General features: G+C 56.7%; 15 protein-coding genes. 10 read left to right on the forward strand and 5 right to left on the reverse strand.

What is annotated here, in order from left to right:
* Positions 1 to 9: 9 nt before the first annotated feature.
* Positions 10 to 1,035 (forward strand): hypothetical protein, encoded by a 1,026-nt coding sequence (locus MTP43_RS05640; RefSeq protein ID WP_005922278.1) that lies wholly within the window; start codon positions 10 to 12, stop codon positions 1,033 to 1,035.
* A 146-nt stretch (positions 1,036 to 1,181) separates the two neighbouring features.
* On the opposite strand, the gene spoIID is transcribed toward MTP43_RS05640, so the two are convergent.
* The gene (gene spoIID, locus MTP43_RS05645) at positions 1,182 to 2,198 is read right to left on the reverse strand and encodes a stage II sporulation protein D (RefSeq protein ID WP_005922276.1); all 1,017 of its coding nucleotides are present in this window, start codon (positions 2,196 to 2,198) and stop codon (positions 1,182 to 1,184) included.
* 232 nt (positions 2,199 to 2,430) lie between these two features.
* Between spoIID and MTP43_RS05650 the strand changes: the two genes are divergently transcribed.
* From MTP43_RS05650 to MTP43_RS05685, 8 genes are all read left to right on the forward strand, one after another.
* Positions 2,431 to 3,801 (forward strand): citrate synthase, encoded by a 1,371-nt coding sequence (locus MTP43_RS05650; RefSeq protein WP_005922275.1) that lies wholly within the window; start codon positions 2,431 to 2,433, stop codon positions 3,799 to 3,801.
* The gene (locus MTP43_RS05655) at positions 3,801 to 4,586 is read left to right on the forward strand and encodes a hypothetical protein (protein WP_005922274.1); all 786 of its coding nucleotides are present in this window, start codon (positions 3,801 to 3,803) and stop codon (positions 4,584 to 4,586) included. Before MTP43_RS05650 ends, MTP43_RS05655 begins: the two co-directional genes overlap by 1 nt.
* Positions 4,587 to 4,784: 198 nt before the next feature.
* On the forward strand, positions 4,785 to 5,816 hold the full coding sequence (gene gap, locus MTP43_RS05660; RefSeq protein WP_005922273.1) for a type I glyceraldehyde-3-phosphate dehydrogenase: 1,032 nt from the start codon (positions 4,785 to 4,787) through the stop codon (positions 5,814 to 5,816).
* 351 nt (positions 5,817 to 6,167) lie between these two features.
* Positions 6,168 to 7,553, forward strand: coding sequence for a phosphoglucosamine mutase (gene glmM / locus MTP43_RS05665; protein WP_015538212.1), 1,386 nt, complete (start codon positions 6,168 to 6,170; stop codon positions 7,551 to 7,553).
* A gap of 455 nt (positions 7,554 to 8,008) precedes the next feature.
* A complete protein-coding gene (metG, locus tag MTP43_RS05670; protein WP_015538213.1) occupies positions 8,009 to 10,006 on the forward strand; it encodes a methionine--tRNA ligase in 1,998 nt (665 codons plus the stop codon).
* A 12-nt stretch (positions 10,007 to 10,018) separates the two neighbouring features.
* On the forward strand, positions 10,019 to 10,978 hold the full coding sequence (locus MTP43_RS05675; RefSeq protein ID WP_097786049.1) for a DMT family transporter: 960 nt from the start codon (positions 10,019 to 10,021) through the stop codon (positions 10,976 to 10,978).
* The gene (locus tag MTP43_RS05680) at positions 10,975 to 11,790 is read left to right on the forward strand and encodes a TatD family hydrolase (protein WP_097786050.1); all 816 of its coding nucleotides are present in this window, start codon (positions 10,975 to 10,977) and stop codon (positions 11,788 to 11,790) included. Before MTP43_RS05675 ends, MTP43_RS05680 begins: the two co-directional genes overlap by 4 nt.
* 90 nt (positions 11,791 to 11,880) lie before the next feature.
* Complete coding sequence (locus MTP43_RS05685) at positions 11,881 to 12,114, forward strand: hypothetical protein (RefSeq protein WP_005922262.1); 234 nt, start codon at positions 11,881 to 11,883, stop codon at positions 12,112 to 12,114.
* 111 nt (positions 12,115 to 12,225) lie between these two features.
* Here the strand turns inward: MTP43_RS05685 and MTP43_RS05690 are convergent, their stop codons facing one another.
* The 4 genes from MTP43_RS05690 to MTP43_RS05705 form a co-directional block, all read right to left on the reverse strand.
* Positions 12,226 to 12,528 carry a Dabb family protein gene (locus MTP43_RS05690; RefSeq protein ID WP_113621255.1) on the reverse strand — a complete coding sequence of 101 codons (303 nt, stop codon included), beginning with the start codon at positions 12,526 to 12,528 and terminating at the stop codon, positions 12,226 to 12,228.
* Positions 12,529 to 12,602: 74 nt separating this feature from the next.
* The gene (locus MTP43_RS05695) at positions 12,603 to 12,824 is read right to left on the reverse strand and encodes a hypothetical protein (RefSeq protein ID WP_113621254.1); all 222 of its coding nucleotides are present in this window, start codon (positions 12,822 to 12,824) and stop codon (positions 12,603 to 12,605) included.
* Positions 12,825 to 12,834: 10 nt separating this feature from the next.
* Entirely contained in the window at positions 12,835 to 13,146 is a 312-nt protein-coding gene (locus tag MTP43_RS05700) for a hypothetical protein (RefSeq protein WP_005922256.1), read from the reverse strand.
* 25 nt (positions 13,147 to 13,171) lie between these two features.
* Entirely contained in the window at positions 13,172 to 13,489 is a 318-nt protein-coding gene (locus tag MTP43_RS05705) for a hypothetical protein (RefSeq protein WP_113621253.1), read from the reverse strand.
* Between the two features lie 1,071 nt (positions 13,490 to 14,560).
* Between MTP43_RS05705 and MTP43_RS05710 the strand changes: the two genes are divergently transcribed.
* Positions 14,561 to 15,025 (forward strand): DUF2798 domain-containing protein, encoded by a 465-nt coding sequence (locus MTP43_RS05710; protein WP_113621252.1) that lies wholly within the window; start codon positions 14,561 to 14,563, stop codon positions 15,023 to 15,025.
* Positions 15,026 to 15,503 lie beyond the last annotated feature (478 nt).

Genomic DNA, 15,503 nt, shown 5'->3' on the forward strand with positions numbered 1-15,503 from the left:
TACCGAACCGTGAATACCGCCGCACCGCACGCCCTGAAAAAACGATTGCTGACCCTAGCACTGAGCCTTGCTTTCCTGCTTACCTGTCTGCCCGCTGCACTGGCAGTGGATCTGAATGTGGACGCAGGCTTCTACTTCAAGCAGAGCCGGGGCGGCACCTGTACGCTGGCCTCCGCAGCCATGATGCTGCGCCGCCGTGCCTACTTTGACGGGCTGAGCGACTGGACGAACGTGACCGAGAACAGTGTGCGCTCCACAGCATGGGCCAACGGCCTTGCGCACAGCTTTACATATAAGGAGATGCAGGTGGGCTACGCCACTCTGCCTTCCGGGCTGCAAAGCAAAACGGCGGTGCTGATTTCCCTGCTGGAGCAGCACCCGGAGGGCATCGTCCTCTACGACCGCACCCAGCCCCATGCGGTGCTGCTGACTGACTACACCAACGGTATTTTCTATTGCTCCGACCCGGCGGGGAACATCGGCTACGGCCGCATCCCCATTACCAGCTCCAGCGTGTCCATTGCAAGAGCGTCCTGTTACTGGTACGTCACTGCAGATCACAACAGCGTGGCGGCACAGGCCGATGGTCTGCGGCTGGAGGGCGTGCGCTACCCGGTGAATATCCGCACCGGCAGCGGCATGACGCTGACCGGTACGGCTAACAGCGCTACCGGCACTACCTTGACCAGTGTACAGGTGGCCATTCTGGATGCGGCAGATCAGACCGTGCAGAGTGCGGCGGCGCAGGCGAACGCCGCCGCTTTCTCTCTGAACACGCTGGACAGTCAGATCCGCTTCGGGGAGCTGCCGGAGGGCAGCTACAGCTATATGGTGCTGGTGACCGACTCTACGGGCGAGAGCCTGTGCTTTGCCTCGGACTTCACGGTGTCCGGCAGCGCAAGCAGCACCCAGACCTACTGGTCGGTCAAGGATGCCGAGGGCACCAAGCTGCAGCAGACGGTCCAGCAGATGGAGACCACGGTAGAAACTGCTGCTGAGACCACCGTAAGCTGGTTTGCAAAGCTGTTCGACTGATAAAAAGAAATAATTCAGGGCTGCTGCACATTGCTTTGTGCAGCAGCCCTATTTGTGTAATTTAGGATTTTTCTGCAAAAAAGTAGTTCAGAACCGCCCGCAGGCGGTTCTGAACCACAAAATTTAAAATGATTTTTCCGCGGCTATTACCTCCGCAGTTCTGTGCCGGGGTAGTAGTGCGCCAGAATGGCGCGGTAGTCTGCGCCCTGCTCTGCCAGTGCCTTTGCACCCCACTGGCTCATGCCTACGCCGTGGCCGTAGCCCCTTGTGGTAAAGGAGAAGGTGCCGCTCTGGCAGACCACCGTAAAGCAGGCGCTGCGCAGCCCCAGCGCTTTGCGCAGGGCGGTACCCTGCACCGTCTGCCCGCAGACCGGCAGGCTGTCCACATAGCCGGAGGGAGTGAGCACCGGCGTGCCAAACCACTGCGCCTGTTGGGAGAGGTCGGCGGTAATGCCCAGACGCTCAGCTAGCAGCTGCTGTAACTGGGCGGCGGAAAGGTTCAGGGTATATTCGTAGTTGTCGGCGGCGGTGTCAGTGCTGCTGTCCACCGGCACCAGATAGGGCAGGGCGGTGCCCCACACCTTCTCGCTGGCTTCGGTGCGGCCGTTGGACATGGCAAAGTAGCTTGTCCCGGCGGGAGCATCCTCGTAATATAGCACCTGCGTCTGTACTGCATCCACCAGCGCAGAAAGCCGGGCGTAGCTGGCCGCGTATGCGGTGCCCCAGTAACTGTGCAGCACTGCATCGGTCAGGCAGCCCTGCCGCCGGGCGGGGTCTGCGGTGAACCATGCGCCGTTTTCCCTGGTGCTGTGGTCCCGGCGGTACAGAGCGTAGCTGTGCGCCGCCACTGCCTGCGCCTTCAGCGCTTCATCCGGCCAGCTGACCGGCATCTCGGCGGCAACTGCCCCAATCAGGTATTCCCGCAGCGGCAGCGTTATCGTCTGCCCGGTGCTCTGATCCGTAAAGCAAACGGTATCGGCTGTGTCAGCAGGGGAGGGAGCCACTCTGCTGCTTTCTTCTGAGGTGACAGAGGCCGCTTCTGCTGCGGACGGCGCAGTGCCCTGCACAACAAGCGCCATACGGGCAAGACGGTAGGCAGCACACGGCAACGCGCAGCCCAGCACCAGCAGAACGGTGCACAGCAGCAAAAAGGAACGTTTCATACTAGACCTCCTCCCGGAACGCAAGCTTTGGGTACATCATACGCCCGGCAGCGTGCAAACCGGCAGGAAATGCGCAGGAAAGCCCCAGTATTTTTGCGCTTTGCGGTGAGAAGTGTACACTTAGCGCTTGAATTTACTTCATAAAAGCGATATTATAAAAGTATGTCCATCAGAGAGTAGGATGGACTGGATCGGAAAGTATAAGAAGTAAGAGACGGAAAGGAGCACTCCTATGAATTTTGCACACGCAGAAGTGGCAACACTGGACCCGACGACCATGCGTACCCTGTGCGAGGAGTACATCGCAAACAACTACATCGACCCGGAGACCAGCGAGCGGCTGGGGGTCAAGCGCGGCCTGCGCAACCCGGATGGCACCGGCGTGCTGGCCGGCCTGACCAACGTCTGTGACGTTGTGGGCTACAAAAAGGATCAGGAGGGTCATGTGATCCCCACCCCCGGCAAGCTGATCTACCGGGGCGTCAATATCAACGAGATCGTGGACGAGGCTTACCGCAACGACCGCTTCGTGTTTGAGGAAGTGATCTGGCTGCTGTTGTTCGGCAGCCTGCCCACCCGGGAGCAGCTGGACGATTTCTGCGAGATCCTGGCAGAATCCCGCGCCCTGCCGGACGGTTTTATGGACACCATGAACGCCCCCTCGCCCAATATCATGAACAAGTTGCAGCGCTGTGTGCTGGGCCTGTACTCCTACGACGACCGCGCCGAGGATCTGAGCCTTGAGAACATCCTGAACCAGAGCATCAACCTGATCGCCAGCATGCCCACCATGATGGTGAACGCTTACCAGATGAAGCGCCGCTACTACGATAAACAGAGTATGTTCTTCCACCTGCCCAAGCCCGGCCAGAGCACGGCAGAGCACATCCTCAGCACCTACCGCCCGGATCAGAAGTTCACCCACGAGGAGGCAAAGCTGCTGGATATGTGCCTGCTGGTCCACGCAGACCACGGCGGCGGCAACTGCTCCACCTTTACCACCCGTGTGCTGTCCTCCTCCGGTACGGACACCTACTCGGCCATCTCTGCGGCCATCGGTGCTCTGAAGGGCCCCAAGCACGGCGGCGCGAACCTGATGGTCAACCGCCAGCTGCAGGATATCCTCAAGCACGTCGAGAACCCGGAGGATGACGATGAGGTGCGCGAGTATCTGCGCCGCATCCTGCGCAAGCAGGCGGGCGACGGCTCCGGCCTGATCTACGGCATGGGTCATGCGGTTTACACCATCAGCGATCCCCGTGAGGTCATCCTGAAGCAGCGCGCAAAGCATCTGGCCTACGAAAAGGGCTTTGAGGAAGAGTACAATATGCTGTGCAGCATCGAGCGGCTGGCACCCGGCATCTTTGCTGAGGAAAAGGGCAGCTCCAAGCCGGTGTGCGCCAACGTGGACCTGTTCAGTGGCCTGATCTACAATATGCTGGGCATCTCGGAGGATCTGTACACCCCGCTGTTCGCCATCGCCCGTGTGCCGGGCTGGTGCGCACACCGGGTGGAAGAGGTGATCTTTGCCAACCGTATCATCCGCCCGGCCTACAAGTATCTGGGCGTGCGCCAGAAATATAAGCCCATCGAGGAGCGTTAATGAAACCGTTAGAGTTCGTTGTTGTCCTGCTCTGCGTGCTGCTTGGCCTTGGCCGCGGCGCAGACCTTGCCTTTGCCACCGACGCGGCCACCGGTCTGTGTACCGCAGGTGCGGTGTGGTGGCGGTATCTCGTCTTGGGCGCTGTGGTGCTGGCCGCAGTGCTGGCCGGGCGCAGCCGCCCGCTGCCCCCGGAGCCGCTGCGCAGCCGCCGCCCGGCGGCAGGCGTGCTGGCCTTTGCCGGGGCAGTGTGTATGCTGGCTGCCGGTGCAGCACAGTTTGTGCTGGCCGCCGGTACGGTAAGCACCTTTGTGCGCATTCTGCTGGAGGTGGCCTGTGCCGTGTGGCTGAGCAACCTCGGCCGCAGCTGGCTGCGCGGAGACGGCTGGAAAACGCCCGTCGGCGGTCTGCCGCTGGCCATTGCGGGCAGTGCGTTGTTCTACTGGAATGTGCTGATGCGCTTTATGGAGAACAGTTCCAGCTGGCACCGGGTACAGCCCACGGCAGCAGTCTGGCAGGAGATGGCGGCGTTGCTGCTTCTGGCGGCGCTGGCGCGCACGCTATATCTGCCCCGGCCGGAAAACGGCCGCACCCTGCACGCAGCGGCGCTTGCAGCCTTTTGTCTGTGCCTGTGCTGGGAGCTGCCCCGGGTGCTCCTGCTGTTGGCAGCAGGCTTTGGCGGCGGCATGGCGGCGGTGTTGCCGGAACTGCTTTCCGGCCTTGCGCTGTGCTACATCGGCGGTATGGGGCTTGCCTGTATTGGGCAGGGAAAAGCTGGAAATAACTGACAAAAGCGACTGCGCACCCTTGGTGTAATTGAACAAAAGCTTTGTGGCGAGGTGCATAAAATCGTACAAAAGCCAAAAAAGATAAAATTATGTTGTTAATTTTTTAGCAGACACTTGAAAGTTTGCCGGTTTTGGTCTACAATAAAGATACCGTGATTTATCCGATTATGGGTAAAATAATTAGGAGGTACTATTACAATGGCTGTTAGAGTTGCTATCAATGGTTTCGGTCGTATTGGCCGTCTGGCTTTCCGTCAGATGTTTGATGCTGAGGGTTACGAGGTCGTCGCAATCAACGACCTGACCAGCCCCAAGATGCTGGCTCACCTGCTGAAGTACGATACTGCTCAGGGCTCTTTCTGCGGCAAGATCGGCGAGGGCAAGCATACTGTCGAGTCCACCGAGGATTCCATCATTGTTGACGGCAAGGAGATCAAGATCTACGCTGTTAAGGACGCAAAGGATGCTCCTTGGGGCGAGCTGAACGTTGACGTCGTTCTGGAGTGCACCGGCTTCTACACCAGCAAGGAGAAGAGCATGGCTCACATCCAGGCTGGCGCAAAGAAGGTCGTTATCTCTGCTCCCGCAGGCAACGATCTGAAGACCATCGTCTACTCCGTCAACGAGAAGACCCTGACCGCTGAGGATCAGGTCATCTCCGCTGCTTCCTGCACCACCAACTGCCTGGCTCCCATGGCCAACACCCTGAACAAGACCTATCCCATCGTTTCCGGTATCATGACCACCGTTCATGCTTACACCGGCGACCAGATGATTCTGGATGGTCCTCAGCGCAAGGGCGACCTGCGCCGTGCTCGTGCTGGCGCACAGAACATCGTCCCCAACACCACCGGTGCTGCTAAGGCCATCGGTCTGGTCATCCCTGAGCTGAACGGCAAGCTGATCGGCTCTGCTCAGCGTGTGCCTGTTCCCACCGGCTCCACCACCATTCTGGTTGCTGTCGTCAAGGGCAAGGACGTCACCAAGGAAGCTATCAACGCTGCTATGAAGGCTGCTGCTTCTGAGTCCTTCGGCTACAACGAGGATCAGATCGTTTCTTCCGACGTTATCGGCATGCGTTACGGCTCTCTGTTCGACGCTACTCAGACCATGGTCGCTAAGATCGACGACGACACCTATCAGGTTCAGGTCGTGTCTTGGTACGACAACGAGAACTCCTACACCTCTCAGATGGTCCGTACCATTAAGTACTTCGCTGAGAACTGCTAATCACAGCTCTACGCTCAAAAGTGCTTGAGGTGCCGTGCTGAATGACGGCTGGTACCGGCTTTGCTGGTACGAACATGCGGTGATTGGTACGACAACAGGATATTGAGTTCTACACCCTTCCTTTTGCGGGTCTCCGTGAGAGGAAGGGTGTTTTTTATCTTCCAGCAGGGAGAAAATCCAAAGAAAGGATGATTTACTCCAAGAAATGTGCTATACTGAACTCACAGTGCCCTGGAGCCGATGCACTATGCGGATGACAATGCTGTTGTGCGGGTAGCATCATGCAATGGGGGAAAGCATATATACTTATACACTAATGAAAGTTCACTTTTGGGAACGAGGTAAGCAAGAATGGGAAAGTATTTTGGGACCGATGGCTTCCGTGGTGAAGCTGGTATTGATCTGACTGCCGACCATGCCTACAAGGTTGGTCGCTTTTTGGGCTGGTATTACAATATGCTCCGCGAGCGCAATGGCAACAACGAGCCTGCACGCATTGTAATCGGCAAAGACACCCGCCGCAGCTCCTATATGTTCGAGTACAGTCTGGTCGCAGGACTGACCGCCTCCGGAGCAGACGCTTACCTGCTGCATGTCACTACTACGCCCAGTGTGGCTTACATCGCTCGCGTGGATGACTTTGATTGCGGCATCATGATCTCTGCCAGCCACAACCCGTACTATGATAACGGTATCAAGCTGATCGATTGCTACGGTGAGAAGATGCCCGAGGAGACCCTGCTGCTGGTGGAGGACTACATCGACGGCAAACTCCATGTATTTGACAAGGACTGGCCGGAGCTGCCCTTTGCACACCGGGAGCACATCGGCTGCACCGTGGACTATGTGGCAGGTCGTAACCGCTACATGGGCTACCTGATCAGCCTGGGCATCTACTCCTTCAAGGGCGTGAAGGTCGGTCTGGACTGCGCCAACGGTGCAAGCTGGAATATCGCTAAGAGTGTGTTTGACGCTCTGGGTGCTGACACCTACGTTATCAACAACAAGCCGAACGGGCTGAACATCAACAATAATGCTGGTTCTACCCATATCGAGGGCTTGCAGAAGTTCGTGGTGGAAAACGGTCTGGATGTCGGCTTTGCTTTCGATGGTGACGCTGACCGCTGCCTGTGCGTGGACGAGAAGGGCAATGTCGTCACCGGTGACCACATTTTGTATATCTATGGCTGCTACATGAAGGAGCACGGCGAGCTGATGAACAACACCGTGGTCACCACGGTCATGTCCAACTTTGGTCTGTACAAGGCTTTTGACGAGCAGGGCATCGGCTACGCAAAGACCGCCGTGGGCGACAAGTACGTTTACGAGTACATGGCTAAGAACGGCTGCCGTATTGGCGGTGAGCAGAGCGGTCATATCATCTTCTCCAAGTACGCCAGCACCGGCGATGGTATCCTGACCAGCCTGAAGATGATGGAGGTCATGCTGGCCAAAAAACTGCCCATGAGCAAGCTGGCTGAGCCGCTGAAGATCTATCCGCAGGTTCTGGAGAATGTCCGCGTCACCGATAAAAAGGCCGCACAGAACGACCCGGCAGTGCAGGAGGCCGTCAAGGCTGTGGCTGAAGCGCTGGGCGATACCGGACGTATTCTGGTTCGTGAGTCCGGCACCGAGCCCCTTGTCCGCGTGATGGTGGAGGCTCCCGACCACGACACCTGCCAGAAATATGTCTCTCAGGTCGTGGAGGCCATCAAGAGCAAGGGTTACGCCGTCTGAGGCTGAGTGCTGCGGCGGATGTTGCCCGTGCACCAAAATGCGGGCGGCAGATGCTCTGTGTGGCATGATTCAGCATCTTTTTGTTGACAAACCCGCACTTTTTGCGTATGATAAAGGTAACACTGAAAATTGTGTCAAATTGGCTGTGAAGAGAAGAGTACGCACCGTCTGCGCCTGACAGAAAGCCCGAAGGATGGAACCGGGCAGGCCGCGCGGTGCCGAAGATGGTCTTGGAGCCGCGCAGGTGAACAATGAGTCTGCGACGGGGTGCGCCCGTTACCGCGCAAAGGCCGGTTTTTGTCGGCTAAAGGCTGCGTCCGCAAGGGCGCAGCGAAGCAAGGTGGTACCACGAAGGTTCAGCGCTCTCGTCCTTGTCCGGTTATACCCGGCAGGGCGGGAGCGCTTTTTGCTTGCAGGAGAAGCTGCAGAACCAAAAGAAAGGAAGATAGAACCCCATGAGCGAACACAAGACATTTTATATCACCACCCCCATCTATTACCCCAGCGATAAGCTGCACATCGGCCACAGCTACACCACCGTGGCCTGCGATGCGCTGGCCCGTTTCAAGCGGATGCAGGGCTATGACGTCATGTTCCTGACCGGCACCGATGAGCACGGCCAGAAGATCCAGGATAAGGCTGCCGATGCCGGCGTCACCCCCAAAGAGTATGTGGACAAGATCGTGGCCACCGTCAAGGATCTGTGGAAGCTGCTGGATGTCAGCTACGACCGCTTTATCCGCACCACCGATGATTACCACATGGAAAGCTGCCAGAAGATCTTCACCAAGCTGTACGAGCAGGGCGATATCTATAAGGGCGAGTACATCGGCCACTACTGCAAGCCCTGCGAGAGCTTCTGGACCGACAGCCAGCTGGTGGACGGCAAGTGCCCGGACTGCGGCCGCGAAGTCTACGATGCCCACGAGGAAGCCTACTTCTTCAAGACCAGCAAGTACGCTGACCGCCTGCTGAAGCTCTACGAGGAGAACCCCCAGTTCATCCAGCCCGAGAGCCGCAAGAACGAGATGATCGCCTTCATCAAGCAGGGCCTGCAGGATACCTGCGTGTCCCGTACCTCGGTCAAGTGGGGCATCCCCGTGCCCTTCGACCCCAAGCACACCATGTATGTGTGGGTGGACGCTCTGAGCAACTATATCTCTGCACTGGGCTACGGCAACGAGACTTATCACGATTACGATAAGTTCTGGCCGGCCGACCTGCACATGGTGGGCAAGGAAATCCTGCGTTTCCACACCATCCTGTGGCCTGCCATGCTGATGGCACTGGATCTGCCGCTGCCTAAGCGGGTGTTCGGCCACGGCTGGCTGCTGATGAACGGCGGCAAGATGTCCAAGTCTGTGGGCAACGTGGTAGACCCCGTTATCCTGTGCGATCGCTACGGCGTGGACGCCATCCGCTATTTCCTGCTGCGCGAGATCCCCTTCGGCAACGACGGTATGTTCACCAACGAGGCACTGATCAACCGCATCAACAGTGATCTGGCCAACGACTTGGGCAACCTGCTCAGCCGCACCGTGGCCATGTGCGAAAAGTACTTCGGCGGCACCGTGCATAATGTGGCCGGTACCGAGGCCATCGACACCGAGCTGGAGACCATGGTCAACGAGCTGACCGCCAAGGTCACCGCCGACATGGACGATCTGACCATTCCGCAGGCGCTGATGGAGATCTTTGCGGTCATCCAGCGCGCCAACAAGTATATCGACGAGACTGCACCCTGGGCCCTGGCAAAGGACGAAGCCAACAAGCAGCGTCTGGAGAGTGTGCTGTACCACCTGTGCGAGGCACTGCGCGTGTGCGGCATTCTGCTGAACGCCTACCTGCCCACCACTGCACCCAAGATGATGGAGCAGCTGGGTCTGGACGCTTCTGCACTGGATCTGACCAAGACCACCTACGGTGCACAGCAGACCTATACCGTGCACAAGGGCGAGGCACTGTTCCCCCGCATTGACGTGGCCAAGGAGATCGCCCACCTGAAGGAAGAGGACGAGAAGCGCAAGGCTGCTGCCGCTGCTGCCAACAAAGCCAAGGAGGAAGCCGAGAAGAAGGCTGCCGCCCCCGCAGAGGAGAGCACCGTGGACTTCACCCACGAGGAAGAGATCGACTTTGACACCTTCTGCAAGGTGGAGCTGCGCGTGGCCGAGGTGCGCGCCTGTGAGAACCTGAAGGAGAGCAAAAAGCTGCTGCACCTCACCGTTTTTGACGGCGAGCGGGAGCGCTGCATCCTGTCCGGCATTGCCAAGTGGTTCAAGCCGGAGGATCTCATCGGCAAAAAGCTGGGCATTGTGTGCAATCTGGCACCCCGTCCCATGCTCAAGGGCAAGTACGTCAGCGAGGGCATGATCTTCGCTGCCGACACCGCCGACGGCGGCTGCTCCATTGCCTTCTACGGCGACGATACCCCCGTGGGCAGCCGTATCCACTAAGTGAGGAGCATCATGTCTGATAATACAGCCGTTCGTGCGGCAAAGCTGGATAAGATCTTTGGCACGCCGGTGTGCGCCGTGCTGCTGGCTATTTTCTGTAATGTCCTGTGGGGCTCGGCCTTTCCGTTCATCAAGCTGGGCTACCGCCTGTTCTCCATCGACTCCGGCAACACGGCCTCCATCTTCTGCTTTGCAGGGGTGCGGTTCATGCTGGGCAGCGTGCTGGTGCTGCTGGGCAGCATTCTGCTGCAGGGAAAAGCACCCCGCCTGCCCCGGGGCAGGGTAGCAGCCGAGTGCTGTGCGCTGGGTCTGTGGCAGACCACGGCACAGTATGCGTTCTACTATATCGCCGTGGCCATGCTCACCGGCGCGTTTGGCGGCATCCTGAACAGCACCCAGAGTTTTCTGGGCGTCATCTTTGCCCACTTTATCTATGGCAATGCGGACCGCATGACCCCGGCAAAAACGCTGGGCTGCGCTGTGGGTTTTGCCGGAGTGCTTATCGGTACGATTGGCAACCACGGCGGCGGCAGCGGCTGGGGCGTGTTCTGCATGATGGCAGCGACCATCATCTTCACCCTGTCCGGCCCGTGGAACAAATCCGTCACCAAAAAGGCCGACAGCTTTGCTGTCTGCTTCCTGAACCTGTTTGTGGGTGGGCTGGCACTGTTTGTGCTGGGCACCGTTATGGGCGGTCGTCTCCATGTGCAAAGTGCGCTGGCTGCGGTGGTCATGCTGTATCTGGCCTTTATCTGCGGCGCAGGCTATATCCTGTGGGCGCTGCTGATGAAAAATAACCCGGTCAGCCGTATCGCCATCTTTGGTTTCGTCAACCCGGTGGTCAACGTGCTGCTCAGTGCCGTGCTCAACGGAGAACCGCTGTTCCGCTGGCAGTATCTGGCGGCGCTGGTGTTCGTGTGCATGGGCATCTGGCTGGTGAACAAAGCCCCCGCCAAAAAGGAGAAGGTATGACCGGACCTATTTTTGACACCCACGCCCATTACAGTGCCCGCGCCTTTGATGCCGACCGCTTTGCGCTGCTGGACAGCCTGCCCGACAAGGGCGTGGTAGGCGTGTGCGAGCAGGCCACCCACTCTGGGGATGCGCCCCGGGTGCTGGAACTGGCGCACCGCTATCCATGGGTGGTGGCGGCCATTGGCATCCACCCGGAAAGCCTGCTGCCCGCCGCCGACTGCGGCGAGGAAGGCCCCGCGCCCACGGTGTCGGTGTACGGCGGCGACTGGGCCGCTGAGATGCGGGCGCTGATGCCCTACTACGATGACCCCAAGGTGGTAGCGGTAGGCGAGTGCGGGCTGGACTACCACTGGCCTGTGCCTAAGGACGCCCAGCTGGCGCTGTTTGAAGCCGAGATTCGGCTGGCGCTGGAACTGGACAAGCCCATCATCGTGCACGACCGGCAGGCGCACGCAGACGTCTACGCCCTGCTTAAAAAGTACCGCCCCAAGGGCATCGTGCACTGCTATTCCGGCAGCGCCGAGGATGCCGTGCAGCTGGCGGCGCAGGGGTTGTACATTGGCTTTGGCGGTGCCTGCACCTTCAACGGCGCCAAGCGCGCAGCCAAGGCTATCGAAGCCCTGCCGCTGGACGCTATTGTGCTGGAAACTGACTGTCCCTACATGGCACCGGAGCCGGTGCGCGGCACCCGCTGCGACAGCTCCCTCATCCGCTATGTGGGCGCATACATCGCCCAGCGCAAGGCACTGGAGCCGGAAGAGGTGTTCCGCACCACCGCCGCAAACGCCCGCCGGGTGTTCGGGCTGTAACCGTTTTTCCGCAGGTCGCGGGGCAAAGCGCTCCGCTTCTGAATAAAAAGCTGATTTATTGAAAACGATAAGAATAAGGAGATCACTATTATGAAGGCACGTATTCCCAAACACCGCGAGTTCATCATCAACTTCCCCGACAGCATCGACCAGAACAAGGCCAACGAGGGCTGGGCAAAGCTGCAGCAGATCGTGGAGGACTACAAGAAGGCACACAACGGCGCTTCTGTTTACGCTCCCACCTTCATCGAGGACTGCGAGCCCGAGGTCAAGAAGCTGCAGGAAGAGTACGGCTTTGAGTACACCGTGGAGTTCGTTCAGTAAGTTCAGCATCGCCTGATAGTAAAAGGGTCATTGCACAAACCGTGCAATGACCCTTTTTGCGTAAGTTTATTCCATAAAATGGCATCCCGGAGCGTCCGCAGATGTGCCGTATTACACTTCGTAGTCCAGACAGACGCGGTTTTTGTAGTAGGGACGCACCTTGCTGTTTGCCACTGCCACATGCGCCGGGTGGGTGGAGTAGCCCTTGAGCGCCTCGGCGCTCTCAAAGGCGGTGTCCAGCATCAGGTCGGCGTTGGAGGAGGGGAGAGCATCAATGTTGACATGGATGTCCACAAGCCCCGGAATCTTGCCGGAAAGGCCTTCCAGCCCCTCCTTGATGCCAGCCTTGACGGCGGCCTTTTCCTCGGCGGACAGCTCGTCCTTCAGCTGCCAGAGAATAACGTGCTTGACCATAACAAAAAACCTCCTGCGTTTTTTCTCATTGTAACAGGGTGAGAAAAAATCCGCAAGAGGGAAGCTGCAAAGCCTTATTTGGGTGCGAACAGCAGCACCACCAAAAGCACAGCACAGAGCACCGAAACTACGATGCCCTCCAGCCGGGTCAGTCGGATGTACTCTTCCGTAGGCTCGGGCACCTGCGTGTACCGCCTGCGGGAATGCAAGGCAATGGCATCCTCCGGCTGCAGCGCCATAAAAATGCCGAACCCGATGCCAAAAAGCGCGACTAAAATTGCGCAGATGACTTCCATAGAAACCTCCTCACTTTTTGTTTTTGTCGTCCCTGCTCAGGGTATAGCACAGATGCGAGATCAGCAGAGCAACGCAGAACACGAGCGTCACGACCATTAAAATGGAGTGCAGCGGCTCTACTCTAGGTAGAAAAATGTTGACCAGCCAAAGCGCACCGCAAAGGAGCGACAGGATGCCGAAGGGTCTGTGGAAGTGGTTCTTTTCGTCCTCATTGCTCCAACCGGTGCCGGTGCCATTGTACAAGTCCCGGATGCCGCGGTATAAAAATAGCACGCCCAGTGCAGCGTTCAGCCAGTCTGAAGTGGAAAGGTTCAGGTTCATATATTTGTACTTACCTCCCGGCGGCTCAGTCCGCACTGTGCTCCCAGATTTCATACAGGATCAGGTAGATGGCATCAACGACAAGGGCAATGGTGCGCGCCCAGTTGCTCAAGGTAGGGAAGTTGCCCAGAAACTGCAGGGAAGCAAAAATAATGGCATTGCAGATCTCCCACACGCCGTTTTTCTTCTGCCACATGGCGCGGTATTCCGGGTCGCTGTCATATTGATTGAAAAAGGTGTGGATCGGCGGGTCTTTGCCCTGCAGGTCGCGGATGCCCATCCACAGCGCCACAAGGCAGAACAAAAGCTCAAGGATGTTGTACCAGCCAAACGCCAGCTGCATAAAATACACCTCCCATCTTTTACCATATTATAACATAGGGGAGCGAAAACACAAGGACGGTATTCAACCTTCCTGCGTAAATTTTGCATAAATTGCGCATCAACTATTTGTTGAAACAACATAAAACAAAACCAGCCGGACGAGGCGGTTGCAAGCCCTCGTCCGGCTGGACACTTACTTCTTCGGAGTCATAAGCCTCTTCTCCTTGGTGACCTCATTTTCGGAATACGGGTTTCATAGGGTGACTCTCCTTAGAAACGTTTCTTCAGAATTTAGGTACTCTGCAAGGGGATGAAAATCAACTGTACATTGGACTGACCCTTTTCTCAACTGTTGGACTGCGGCAAACGGTTCATGAGGATGAATTTCATATTACCACATTCTTTCGAGTTAGATTTGCAAGGGAAGCGTCTTACTTAGTACATTGGTAGAACTCCTTCTTAGCTATTCAAATAAGGTTCTCCGGATCATTGATACTTTCATAAGAATCATCTCCAGCGGATCTATCTGAACGCTCTGGGGAAGAATTGAATCGACAGGTTGTCGTGTTATCGCATTATTGATGCTCAAGACCGGCTCTGTTTTTGTGTTTTTATACGGGGGAAACATCCCGTTTGTGGTGAGCCTCTATTTTGCTTCTCAGCGAACCCCGACAGCCTGTCCCTGCTGTGCGGGTTCCATATCAACCATCGGTCTTCGCTCCTTTCTTCTTAAAGTCAGCGGGAGTAACTCTCTTTTGAGCTTCTGCTATACTTCTCTGGTTTCTGGCTTAATTATACAGGAAGATGCACGTTTTGTCTATTGGCAGACCGCACAAAGAAAAGATTTTGTTTTTGTGCAATGTTAAAACCTGCAGCGGTGCGGAAAAATTGCCCAGAAGTTCCGGGCCGTTCGTGAAGGATTTTTCACAAAAGGGGAGAAAGTGCCCGCAAGGTATTATGCGCCGGTTCTATTTGTGCTAAAATAGCGTCAATGAATGGTAGTCGCCGCCGCCCCGCGAGATGAAAGTTTCGCGGGGCGGCTTTTTTGCGGCAAAAATTTGCATAAAAAAGAAACGGAGAATCAATCAAAATGCCTAAAACTTTACCGGAACGCATCTTCTTTACCATTGTCATGGCCGCTATCATGGTCTATGGCATGATCGTCTACAATGTGGCGCTGAACACCGGCGGTGTGACCAACGCCACCTTTGTTATGGCCCTGCACGAAATGCCGATCATGGTGCCGGTGGCCTTTGTGCTGGAATTTTTTGTGGTGGAAAAGCTGGCCACTAAGCTGGCATTCCTGTTTATGCGCCCCACAGACCGCCCGCAGTTCATCACCTACGCCATCTCGCTGATGATCGTGTGCATCATGTGCCCGGTGATGAGCCTGGTCGCAACGCTGCTGTTTAAGGAGCCGAGCTTTGGAATGTGGGTACACACCTGGGGCTGCAATATGCCCATGGCACTCGGCTGGCAGATGCTGTACTGCGGCCCGCTTGTCCGTGCCATCTTCCGGCTGGTGTTCCGCCGCGGGGAAAAGCAGGCCGCGTAAGGCGGTTTGGCTGCGATTCTATAATAAATATGTATAAGAAATATACATAAGATGCCGCCCAAACATACCGGGGAAGATACCTATACGTTTTTTATATACCTGATATATAAAAGCTATACGGTATGGCTATTTTTGCGGAAATATTTCCAAAAACCGGAAGAATGCGCCTGCAAAGCCTTGGATAAAACAAAATGAATTGTACAGAACGTACACTTTTGGATGCTTCAACTGTGCACTGTGTACAACAGTTTTGTTTTGCCGGTGCAATGCTACCGGGTAAAATGTAGAATGTGCACAAATACCCTTGCCAATTTTGTGCAATCGTACTATTATACACAACGAAAAAAGACGAAACCGACAAAGAAAGGGGAGGGCGCAGACAGCATTCGGGCAGCGCCTTCCTTGCTTTTTTCACGGTGCACAGTCTTTTCTTCGCGTGATAAGAAGGTGTGAAGGGGCGCGGAGCAAAGGTGTGCGG

Source organism: Faecalibacterium sp. IP-1-18 (assembly GCF_023347355.1).
GTDB classification, from domain to species: domain Bacteria; phylum Bacillota; class Clostridia; order Oscillospirales; family Ruminococcaceae; genus Faecalibacterium; species Faecalibacterium prausnitzii.

What these genes read in the sequence shown, in the direction of transcription:
- MTP43_RS05690 (WP_113621255.1), bottom strand. Translation starts at nt 12,528, where the DNA reads ATGGTCAAGCACGTTATTCTCTGGCAGCTGAAGGACGAGCTGTCCGCC.
- MTP43_RS05705 (WP_113621253.1), bottom strand. Translation starts at nt 13,489, where the DNA reads ATGCAGCTGGCGTTTGGCTGGTACAACATCCTTGAGCTTTTGTTCTGC.
- MTP43_RS05655 (WP_005922274.1), top strand. Translation starts at nt 3,801, where the DNA reads ATGAAACCGTTAGAGTTCGTTGTTGTCCTGCTCTGCGTGCTGCTTGGC.
- glmM (WP_015538212.1), top strand. Translation starts at nt 6,168, where the DNA reads ATGGGAAAGTATTTTGGGACCGATGGCTTCCGTGGTGAAGCTGGTATT.
- gap (WP_005922273.1), top strand. Translation starts at nt 4,785, where the DNA reads ATGGCTGTTAGAGTTGCTATCAATGGTTTCGGTCGTATTGGCCGTCTG.
- metG (WP_015538213.1), top strand. Translation starts at nt 8,009, where the DNA reads ATGAGCGAACACAAGACATTTTATATCACCACCCCCATCTATTACCCC.
- MTP43_RS05700 (WP_005922256.1), bottom strand. Translation starts at nt 13,146, where the DNA reads ATGAACCTGAACCTTTCCACTTCAGACTGGCTGAACGCTGCACTGGGC.
- MTP43_RS05685 (WP_005922262.1), top strand. Translation starts at nt 11,881, where the DNA reads ATGAAGGCACGTATTCCCAAACACCGCGAGTTCATCATCAACTTCCCC.
- MTP43_RS05675 (WP_097786049.1), top strand. Translation starts at nt 10,019, where the DNA reads ATGTCTGATAATACAGCCGTTCGTGCGGCAAAGCTGGATAAGATCTTT.
- MTP43_RS05695 (WP_113621254.1), bottom strand. Translation starts at nt 12,824, where the DNA reads ATGGAAGTCATCTGCGCAATTTTAGTCGCGCTTTTTGGCATCGGGTTC.
- MTP43_RS05710 (WP_113621252.1), top strand. Translation starts at nt 14,561, where the DNA reads ATGCCTAAAACTTTACCGGAACGCATCTTCTTTACCATTGTCATGGCC.
- spoIID (WP_005922276.1), bottom strand. Translation starts at nt 2,198, where the DNA reads ATGAAACGTTCCTTTTTGCTGCTGTGCACCGTTCTGCTGGTGCTGGGC.
- MTP43_RS05680 (WP_097786050.1), top strand. Translation starts at nt 10,975, where the DNA reads ATGACCGGACCTATTTTTGACACCCACGCCCATTACAGTGCCCGCGCC.
- MTP43_RS05650 (WP_005922275.1), top strand. Translation starts at nt 2,431, where the DNA reads ATGAATTTTGCACACGCAGAAGTGGCAACACTGGACCCGACGACCATG.